Annotated in this window: 7 protein-coding genes; 5 read left to right on the top strand and 2 right to left on the bottom strand. The window is 66.4% G+C overall.

Translation table 11 applies throughout. The features are described from left to right. A partial coding sequence (locus tag ACYU7L_RS02580) for an adenylate/guanylate cyclase domain-containing protein (RefSeq protein ID WP_460793620.1) occupies window positions 1-1,492 on the bottom strand: 1,492 nt, incomplete at its 3' end. A 215-nt stretch (window positions 1,493-1,707) separates the two neighbouring features. Here ACYU7L_RS02580 and ACYU7L_RS02585 point away from each other — a divergent pair. The 4 genes from ACYU7L_RS02585 (at window position 1,708) to ACYU7L_RS02600 (ending at window position 7,003) form a co-directional block, all read left to right on the top strand. Continuing rightward, window positions 1,708-3,333: a hypothetical protein gene (locus ACYU7L_RS02585; RefSeq protein WP_460793621.1), complete on the top strand. Its 1,626-nt coding sequence runs from the start codon at window positions 1,708-1,710 to the stop codon at window positions 3,331-3,333. Between the two features lie 8 nt (window positions 3,334-3,341). Next, on the top strand, window positions 3,342-3,896 hold the full coding sequence (locus tag ACYU7L_RS02590) for a hypothetical protein (protein ID WP_460793622.1): 555 nt from the start codon (window positions 3,342-3,344) through the stop codon (window positions 3,894-3,896). 88 nt (window positions 3,897-3,984) lie between these two features. After that, complete coding sequence (locus ACYU7L_RS02595) at window positions 3,985-5,646, top strand: hypothetical protein (RefSeq protein ID WP_460793623.1); 1,662 nt, start codon at window positions 3,985-3,987, stop codon at window positions 5,644-5,646. Window positions 5,647-5,974: 328 nt separating this feature from the next. Beyond that, entirely contained in the window at window positions 5,975-7,003 is a 1,029-nt protein-coding gene (locus tag ACYU7L_RS02600; RefSeq protein WP_460793624.1) for a hypothetical protein, read from the top strand. A 23-nt stretch (window positions 7,004-7,026) separates the two neighbouring features. On the opposite strand, the gene ACYU7L_RS02605 is transcribed toward ACYU7L_RS02600, so the two are convergent. Beyond that, entirely contained in the window at window positions 7,027-8,034 is a 1,008-nt protein-coding gene (locus ACYU7L_RS02605; RefSeq protein ID WP_460793625.1) for a hypothetical protein, read from the bottom strand. 148 nt (window positions 8,035-8,182) lie between these two features. Between ACYU7L_RS02605 and ACYU7L_RS02610 the strand changes: the two genes are divergently transcribed. After that, window positions 8,183-8,884, top strand: a complete 702-nt coding sequence (locus ACYU7L_RS02610; protein ID WP_460793626.1) for a toll/interleukin-1 receptor domain-containing protein — start codon at window positions 8,183-8,185, stop codon at window positions 8,882-8,884. The last annotated feature ends 234 nt before the right edge of the window (window positions 8,885-9,118 follow it).

Below are 9,118 nucleotides of genomic sequence, written 5' to 3' on the forward strand. Positions count from 1 at the left end.
CCTCACCCGTCGCCGCCTCGAGCGACTCGCACAGCGCCAGCACTCCCCCGGGCGCCTCCTTGGCGAGCTCGGTGATCCGGGCGGCGGCGTTCACGGCGTCACCGATCACGGTGTATTCGAAGCGCTCCTCGTGCCCGACGTTGCCGACGACCACCTCACCGGTGGCCACCCCGATGCCGGCTCGCACCTCGTCGACCTCGGCGGCCAGCCGATCCGCCGTACGGCGTGCGGCGGCCAGCGCCGAGGTGGCGTGGTCGTCCTGGCTGACGGGTGCGCCGAAGACGGCCAGCACCGCGTCGCCCATGAACTTGTTGACCAGTCCCCCGTGCCGGTCGACCTCCTCGACGATGATCGAGAAGAACCGGTTGAGCATCGCGACGACCTCGGCGGGCGGGTGCTGCTCGGCGTACGTCGTGGAGCCGACGAGGTCGACGAACAGCACCGACACCTCGCGGGTCTCGCCGCCGAGCTCGATCTCGCCGAGCCCGGACGCGGCGCGCTGGGCGACGTCGTGGCCGACGTGGCGTCCGAACAGGTCGCGGATCCGCTCCCGCTCCTGCAGCCCGCCCGCCATGTGGTTGAAGCCGGCCTGGAGCAGGCCGAGCTCGGTGCCGTCGTAGACCACGACCTCGGCGTCGAGGTCGCCCCGCTCGACCTTGTGCATGGCCAGGCGCACCGAGCGAACCGGCGCCTCGACCGCGCGCGCCCCCAGGACGGTGACCAGCAGGCCGAAGACCAGCAGCACGCTGCCGAGGATGATCGTGATGACCGGCAGCCTGTTCTCCTCCGAGACGCCGGTGAGGGTGAGGATCCCGGCGGTCACGAGCGTCACGACAGGCGCGCCGGTGCCGATGCACCAGAAGATGATCATCCGCGAGCGGATCCCCATGCCGCGCCGCCGGTCACCGGAGCGGGCCTCGAGCAGCGCCCGGGCGGCGATCGGACGCATCGCGAACTCGGTGAGCAGGTAGGCCACCCCGCACACCACGATCGCCGCAGTCCCCACCGTCAGCCCGGTCGCGAGCGCCCGCTCCGGCTGCACCACGGCCGCGAGCACCGTGAACGCCACGGTCGCGCCCGCCCACAACACGAACTGCAGCACCGTCAACCGGAACGGCACCTTGAACACCCGGACCCGCTCGCGCTTGTCGGGCCTCGCGTCCTCGTCGAGCGTCCAGCGCAGCGCGCGCAAGGTGGTCATCGTGCCGAAGAGCGCGCCGATCAGCACCGCGAGCACGACGTAGACCGGGGCGCCTATGGCCAGGGTCAGGATCGTGGCTCGGTTGGCCTCGGGGGCGGGGATGACGACCGCGGAGATGAGTACGACGACTGCGGCGCCGACGACGTTGGTGACGACGAGGAGGCCGGTCAGCAGGAGCTGGACGCGGATGCGCAGGGCGCGGGAGGACTGGTCGGGGCGGCCGAGGATGCGCGCGCCGTAGGGCTTGCGCTCGCGTCGTTGGCGCGCTCGACGGTCCTCAGTGCTGGTCACGGAGGACAGTCTGCTGCCTACCGGCGCGCTGGTGTGGCCGCGCCACGGTGCTGGACGTCGCACATGGACCGCGCGAGCCCGTCATGCCCGCGCTGAATCTCGTCCGGGATCGTTCGGGATCGGCGAACTCCGACGCTTAGCCGGTGCCGGACTGGTGGGGTGTGCCTGCCCGCACCGGCACGGTGCGCCCGACCCCCAGATCCGAGGACGCTGTCGTGAGCTTCGCCGAGCAACACCTGGACATCTTGGTCGCCCTGCGGACCATCTCTCTGCCGACCTACGTCGACCTGATCAGGCGCTCTCACGACGACGCGTCGTACAAGTCGGCGATCGCGCTTGTGGCCGACCGCTCAGAGAAGCTCGACTCATCCGGGAGTTCCGACAGCCTGCCCGATCTCACGCGACTGCTCAGCGTCCCCGACTACCGCGAGTTCCTGGCGCGCGTCTCGGAGGTCGCACCGGACGACGTGCCAGTAGTCCAGCACCTGCTCGAGACCAGGGAGTACGAGCAGCGCCTGGCCCGGACCAAGGCTGCCTCCTTCCAGGACTACCTCGACGAGCTACGCGTGGTCTCGGCTCTGGAGATCGCCAGCGCGCTGGTGGACGGCACCATCGTGAACGCCCTCGACGAGCACGGTCGCCCGCTGCCCGTGCGCAGCGACGAGGAGGACAGTGGTGCCTTCCTGCACACGCCGACAGCCACGGCGTACGTCGACGGCGAGGTCCTGCGGACCGTGCTCGCGGACTTCGCGTCGGGCGCCAACGACCTGAAGGCCAACCCCCAGGGGCTGCGGCTGCGCGGGGTCGTGATCGGGGGCGACCTCAACCTCAACTGGCTGAGACTGGGCTTCCCTCTCGGCTTCGAAGGATGCGACTTCCATCAGTGGGTCAGTGCGAACCACCTCAGCGTCCCGTGGCTGTCCTTCGACTCCTGCGACTTCACCCCGGTGGGACAGAGGATGTACCGCGACAGGGGGGCTCTCAACGCCGCGTCGATCAAGGTCGAGTCGAGCCTGAGGTTCTGGGGGTGTCGCGGGCTCAGCCAGCTCTTCATCCCGGACGCGGTGATCGGCGACTTCTCGCCGGCCAACCCGGACACTCCGGACGAGGCGAAGGTCACCGCGTTCCGGACCGAGATCGACGGCGCAAGGTTCGGCAAGCTCTGGATCCCCGACGGTGAGGGCGCCATCCCGTTCGAGATCAAGCGGTCGGTCAGGATCGAGAGCGTGGAGCTGGCCGGCGTCGACGAGACCTCGGACAAGGAGTCTGACCGGGCCGCCGCCAGGCGCCTCCACGACTGGCTGACGGAGTCGTCGGCACAGGTGCCGGAGGACGTCTGGCAGGAGCTCGAGCAGGCGTTGAGGCGCTCGGGGAGGTCTCGCGCGGCGACGGAGTTCGGCGTCCTGGGAGCCCGTGCTCGCACCCGCGGCAAGCCGTGGGGCTGGCTGGAGCGGCTGCTGCTGGACCGCACCGTGCGCTACTTCTATGGCAACCTCGGAGCGCTGTGGTGGCTCCTCGGTCTCCTGGTCGTCACCTTCGGCGTCGCGTTCGCCTTCGCCGAACAGTTCGTCCAGTCGCCGCTGGCGAACCCCTCCTCCCTGCCCGACGGGTGGTTGGGTTCGTTCATGGACCGTGCCGTGTGGTCGTTGTTGTACGCCGGGGACACGGTGCTCTCGCCGATCTCACTCGGACAGGCCGAGACGGTGTGGCCCGAGTCCTCGTGGCTGACGCTCGTCCTCGGCCTCATCAAGGGATCGAGCCTCCTGCTCCTCGGTCTCCTGGTCGTCGGTGTCACAGGACTGGCCGAGAAGCGTGGCAAGACAACGGGCGCCGACTCGTGACGCGGCCCATGCCGAACGACGAGCAGGACGCCGCTCTGATCCTGCAGATGCTGCTGCTAGTCACAGATCGCGATGACCTGAACCGGACCAAGATCATCCGCGACGACATCGACTACATCTGGGCGAAGCCACGTGAGACGCGTCAGGGTCATCGCAAGCGCTCCGGTGGCTCGTGGTGGTCTCCGGAGGCCATCAAGCTCAGAGACCAGAAGCGCACGACAGAGGAGGACGGCACCGTCGTCGGTACGACCGGCGAGCACGTTGTGCCCATGCGCGTGGTGATCGAGCACCTGCTCGAGCTCACGCAGGCCGGGCGGTTGACCAGCACTGCTCCGCTCCTGCGCTTGCTGCGACTACCGATGGCCGTCGTCACCGTGGCGGAGGACCGACGCTTGAAGCGCCAAGACATGCCCGTCGAGTGGTCGTTCGCAGCGGCCGAGGCGAACTGGGATGTGCAGATCTGGGAGCGGTACGTCGAAGCGCAGCTCCCCGTCGGGCGCTTCCGCCAGATGGGTCGGCAGGGTGTGCTCGTCGGCGGGGCTCCGCCGGGCTTCGGCTCGTAACCTTCGGGTGACCCGTCGGCGGTCTCGCGTCCGGAGCCACCGCGCGTGCCCCGTCGTCCTCCCACCTCGACAAGGAATGATCTGCCCCGTGGCTGCCCTCCTCCACCCTCGGTTCAGCAGACGCGTCGCAGCAGTGACGACGCTCGCAGCACTTGTCGTGGCGGGTTGCTCGAACGGTCCCTCCTTCACGCGAGAGCTGGTCGAGCACGAGAAGGTAGCGCCACAGCGGGTGTCCCTGGGCGACGGCACCGAGCTCGCCGTCGGCCGTGACGGCGAGGAGTTCCTCGCTCAGTGGCGCGAAGCCGAGGGCCGCAAGTGGACCAAGCCGCAGACGGTGGTGGAGGGTGAGGGCCTGGAGGCCGACGAGGTCACTCTGCAAGCCGCAGGCACCACGGCTGTCGTACACACCGCTTGGTACGTCCAGAACGACGATGAGCGGGATTCCCACGAACGGCTCGATGCCGCGGTCTGTCGGGACTTCGAGTGCAAGGCTGTGCGTGAGGACGTCGTCGACGAGCCGATGATCGCTGAGGACGGCGAGTTCGCCGCGGTGCCGACGGACCGCGAATCCTTGTCGTTCGCGATCTGGCGCGACGGGGCAGACGACTGGGAGGACGTCGTCCTCACGGGTCCGCCGGTCGGTTCCGGCCGGCTCGTATACGGTGCCCCGCACGTGGTCCTGCTCGGCAACGGCAGCCTCGCGACGGTTGTGGGACGAGACGGCGGCGACGGCTGTGTCTTCGACCTCTGGCTCGGCGAGCCGCACCAGACAGACCTCGAGGTCGTCGCGTCCACCACCTCACGGGAGCAGGCGTACTGCGATGCCGAATGGGTGGAGGGCGACGGCGACACGCTCTCGTTCTATAACCGACCGATCGACGCGCACGTCACGTTCGCTCTCGACGAGGGCAAGTGGGTCGACGACCAGCCGGACGCCGGCGGGCTGCTGCCCATCGACAGCGACGACGGGTTCCCCATGCTGCCGACTGACCTCGACGACGAGTCTGCCGTCGCTATCGGCTCACCTGACAAGCGTCGCATCGTGGCCCAGCATCGTCCTGCCGGCGAGAGCACTTGGTCTCCCCCGCAGACGGTTGCGCAGGCGAAGCCCGGACAGGCGTGCCAGTACAGCGTGCACGACACCATCTACGACCACACCGACGTGATGTACCTGGTGCTGTGCTGGCCAGAGGGCTCGAAGTCGGGCGGCCGGTACGACGACGCTCCCCCGCCCAGCACCGGCATCGCGCTGGCGAGTGCCGACGGCAAGAAGTGGGCAGCCAAGACGCTGACGAAGCCTGCCTACGGCCCCCAGACGCAGCCGAGCGAGGCCCTGGCGCTGGCCAGCGGCCGCGATCAAACGGTGGTCTGGCGCGCCGGAGCCACGGCGTTCCAAATCGTCAACCTGCCGCTGCCCACACCGACGTACGACGGGTTCGCCGTCATCGGCGACACCGCGATCCGGGTCACGGGCAATCCCGACGACAGCGCACGGTGTCGCCCGACCTGGAGCGTCGCTCCGATCACGGCCAGCAGCTGGGGACCCGCCCAGCCGATGACCCCTATCCCCGACTGGGCCGAGGCCCCGAACGACTGCTACGGCGTCGTCATGGACGAAGCGGACACCGGAAGGGTCGAGCGCCCGGGTCAGACCATCCGGGTCGCCGCGGTCATTGAGGACCTCAACGGTGACATCGGTGGGCAACTGAAACGCGCGGGCGGCCAGTGGCGCTTCAGCAGCACGAACTGACCGGGCGGCGTTCATCGCGCCGGGAACGGCGGGAAGGAAGGCCCCACGTTTCCGCTGGTCTGAGATCAGAAGAGCGTCGCGGCATACCGCCCAGAACGACGCACCAAGCTAGGACGCGTCACGTACTCCCAGCGAGTCCCTTGGTATAAACATCGGGCTCGCGGCATCATGGAGTCTCCAGTGTCTGAGAGGTAAAGCGTTGCCATCCACGTTCGATCCCGAGGATCACGTTCTGCGATGGCCACGGGAAGTCTTTCGTAGCCGGCTAGCAGCGCTCGTCAACGCTCAGAAGAACCTCACAAACGGCTGGAGCGACGAGGTTGAGCACTTGCTCGACGACGCCTTCGCCACGGAACATCCCGTTGAAGTGTTTCGCGCTACGTCAGATGGCGCGGTAGTTGACCCTTGGGGCTCTGCCCCAACGGCGCCACGCACACCACTGCCGCCGAAGCGTCGCTATCTCGTGGAGCTCCTGCAGGCCGCAGATACGTTCCCGTACGAGGTGCATCGTCGGCCGTATCGGTCGCAGAGGAGCCAACCAAGTAGCACATCCGTGTCGATATCGCTTCCCGCTGCGGTCGCCCGTTTCGCCGGCATCGTTGTCGACCTGGACGAACGCGGCTATTTCGAGCGGGCTTTTCAGAAGGATTGTGTGGACGACCCGCGCACGATTGACCCTTCTGTCCTCATAGAAGAGGAGATCGGCGTCGCCGACCTATGGCCGATTCCGACGGACCGCCTGGCTAACGATTTCGACTTGTTCATGGACCTTATCGAAGTCTTCGGAGAGTTCGTCGCTGTCCCCCAGAACAGGTCGCCTCACTCTTACGGCAGGTGTGGTTGGCACCACCGGGATTTCAACGTTCAGATGGGGCGTGACATTTACCTCTGGACGATGAACCGACTTCTAGACCGGACTTCGCTCGAGTTGCGACTGGCGACGTCCGGCGAGGACCGTGGCCGGTTGGTTGAAGCACACGGCGACGCTCGTGATGATCTGGTTGGCGCGACGATCGAAGGAGCCGTCGACGACATGCGTAGCCCGATCGAACATGCGATTTCACTCTTCAGGCGACGCGGCGCAACCACCGAGGACAAGCGGTCAGCATGCACGACGCTGGCAGGAGTACTCGAGTTCCGACGGTCAATGCTGAAAGAGGAGCTGTTCCGTCGCGATGAAGGAGCGCTCTTCCAAATAGCCAACGAGTTCGACGTGCGCCACCGCAGCGAAAGCCAGAAGGGTGACTACGACCCGATCTTCCTTGACTGGATCTTTTGGTGGTACCTCGGAACGATCGAGTTGACCGACCGAATGGTTTCCCGTCAGACCAGCACGGGTGACGAGCCACCCTTCTAGGGCCGCGCGACGCAGTGAGACACCTACGCCAGGGAGCGAAGGTGTGCCGCCAGTTTCAGCACGGATGGCCGCATCGGAATCGACACCTGGTCGGCCGCGATCTCAATCTCACGAACCGCTTCGGCCAACTGCGAGACATCTGGACTGCGGGGCCTGTAATGCAAGACGATCCTGTCCACAAGTTCGCCCAGTGCCTCCTCCGCGTCCTCAACAGGTTGCAGCACCTTCACCACGGCGCAAATAGCACCGGGCCAGATCGTCGGTTGCTCGTTCCGATCAAACATGCGACCCACCGCAAGCCCCATGCGGTACTGCGGCGGCCAAGCCACGAGGTCGCTTGACCTAAGTGCGGGTTCGAAGCCCTCCCCGCTAACGACGAGAGTGCCGCCCGCCGAGCGCTGGCCCACGGCCACGCCGAGCGCTCTCTGCCACTTGGGGTCGAGTTGAGCGAGGTTCGCTGAAGCGAGGCGACGAGCTAGAAGACCCATAGTGAATGTTGTTTGCGATGACGTTTCCGAACCGACCAAGTCTTGGATTAGTTGATCGGGGCGACCTTCAGCAAACAAATCGAGTCGACGAAGCGCCCACCGAACCCAGGTCAGCGCACCGTCGAGCGCAAGGTCGACCTCCTCTGCGTGCACGTACGGCCGCCTCGCGCGCCCATGCCCTCCGCCGATCGCATTGCGAATCTCCGCCAGACCGCCTGCCATCTTGGAGGCCTGCATGGCAAGAGCTCCGTACGCGGACTGGTGCGCCAACTCGTCGCCAGGCTGGCCTCGCAGCAGGTCGTGGGCTCGAGCGACGACTTGGGGCAGACCTATCTTCGAGTCAGCAGGCGTCCCGTTTATGTCCCAAACCACTTTCGCTGTTGCTTCGACCAAGCACTTTGCGTCCCCAATGGCTTGGATGCCGTCGTTCGCCGCAAGGGAACGTTCTAGACGCTCGAGCTCAGATTCGATGCTCTCCCAATACTCCTGCGCCAGCAGAGGTGGACGGGTCACGTCGAACCGGGAGTAGGAGGGCGCGAACATAGGTCGATGATGTCAGCATCGCAGCGAGGGTTTGCTTGCCGTCCCTAGTCATTGCCGAGTGCCGGACGGCTGGACCGGGCAGGACCGGATCATTGCGTCCGCGATGTCAGCCGCGGAATGTGTCGGGGGCCGTCTCTACGATGTCCTCATGGCCCAATGCACAGCTCCCGTCTACGGTCACCGCTCGTCCGCCGCTGCGGCGAATTGCCCCGCGTGCGGCGGACGTTTCCGGTACCGCTCCTCGTATCCCTCCTACGCCACTTCTTCGTCCTACGGAAGCGGTCGCGGGTCGTCGTACGGGTCGTCGTCCTCCGGTGGCTCGACCTCCCGCCGCACACGAACCGGCAGGTCCGTCTCGTACAGCCCCAGCGAATGGCGCACCGTCGAGCCTTTTGCCGAGAAGGCTGCGGAGCAGGCTCGCGTCCACCCCGATCGTCGTGATCTCTTTCTCTGCCACGCCTGGGACGACCGTCAAGGGAGTGCTGCCGACCTCCACCGACAGTTGAAGGCGAACGGCGCAACTGTGTGGTTTAGCGAGGAGGACATCCCCCTCGGTTCGCTGATGACTCGCGAAATCGACAAGGGTCTCCGGAACTCTCGCATCGGCATAGTGCTGGTGACGCCTGCGCTCCTCAAGAGCATCAACAACGAGGGCATCGCCGAGAAGGAGCTCGCAGTACTTCTCAACAGCAGACGCGTCGTCCCGATCACGCACGGTGTGACCTTCGACGAGTTGTACGACGTCAGTCCAATGCTCGCGTCACACGCCGGGCTAAACACGGCGGAATCTTCGCTCGACGATGTAGCCGCCAAACTTGCGGCCGCAGCCGCCGCGCTTCCCGCCGGGTAGAACGCGGGCGCCGCAACACCCTCAGTGCCCGCTGTAGTGTCTGCGTCATTACACCGCGTGTGGGACTACATCTCCGATTGGCACCATGCGCTGGATTCACTGCCCCACTTGAGGCAGTGCGTACGACGATGGGGACTGCTGCACGATCAGGTGACAGGTTGGGTCACGCAGCCTGAGTGGCTGGCGCGGTCATGATGGTCTCGTACTCGATGGGAGTCAATCGCCCGAGAGCGG

This window comes from Nocardioides pacificus (assembly GCF_054775955.1).

What these genes read in the sequence shown, in the direction of transcription:
- ACYU7L_RS02590 (WP_460793622.1), top strand. Translation starts at nt 3,342, where the DNA reads ATGCCGAACGACGAGCAGGACGCCGCTCTGATCCTGCAGATGCTGCTG.
- ACYU7L_RS02610 (WP_460793626.1), top strand. Translation starts at nt 8,183, where the DNA reads ATGGCCCAATGCACAGCTCCCGTCTACGGTCACCGCTCGTCCGCCGCT.
- ACYU7L_RS02605 (WP_460793625.1), bottom strand. Translation starts at nt 8,034, where the DNA reads ATGTTCGCGCCCTCCTACTCCCGGTTCGACGTGACCCGTCCACCTCTG.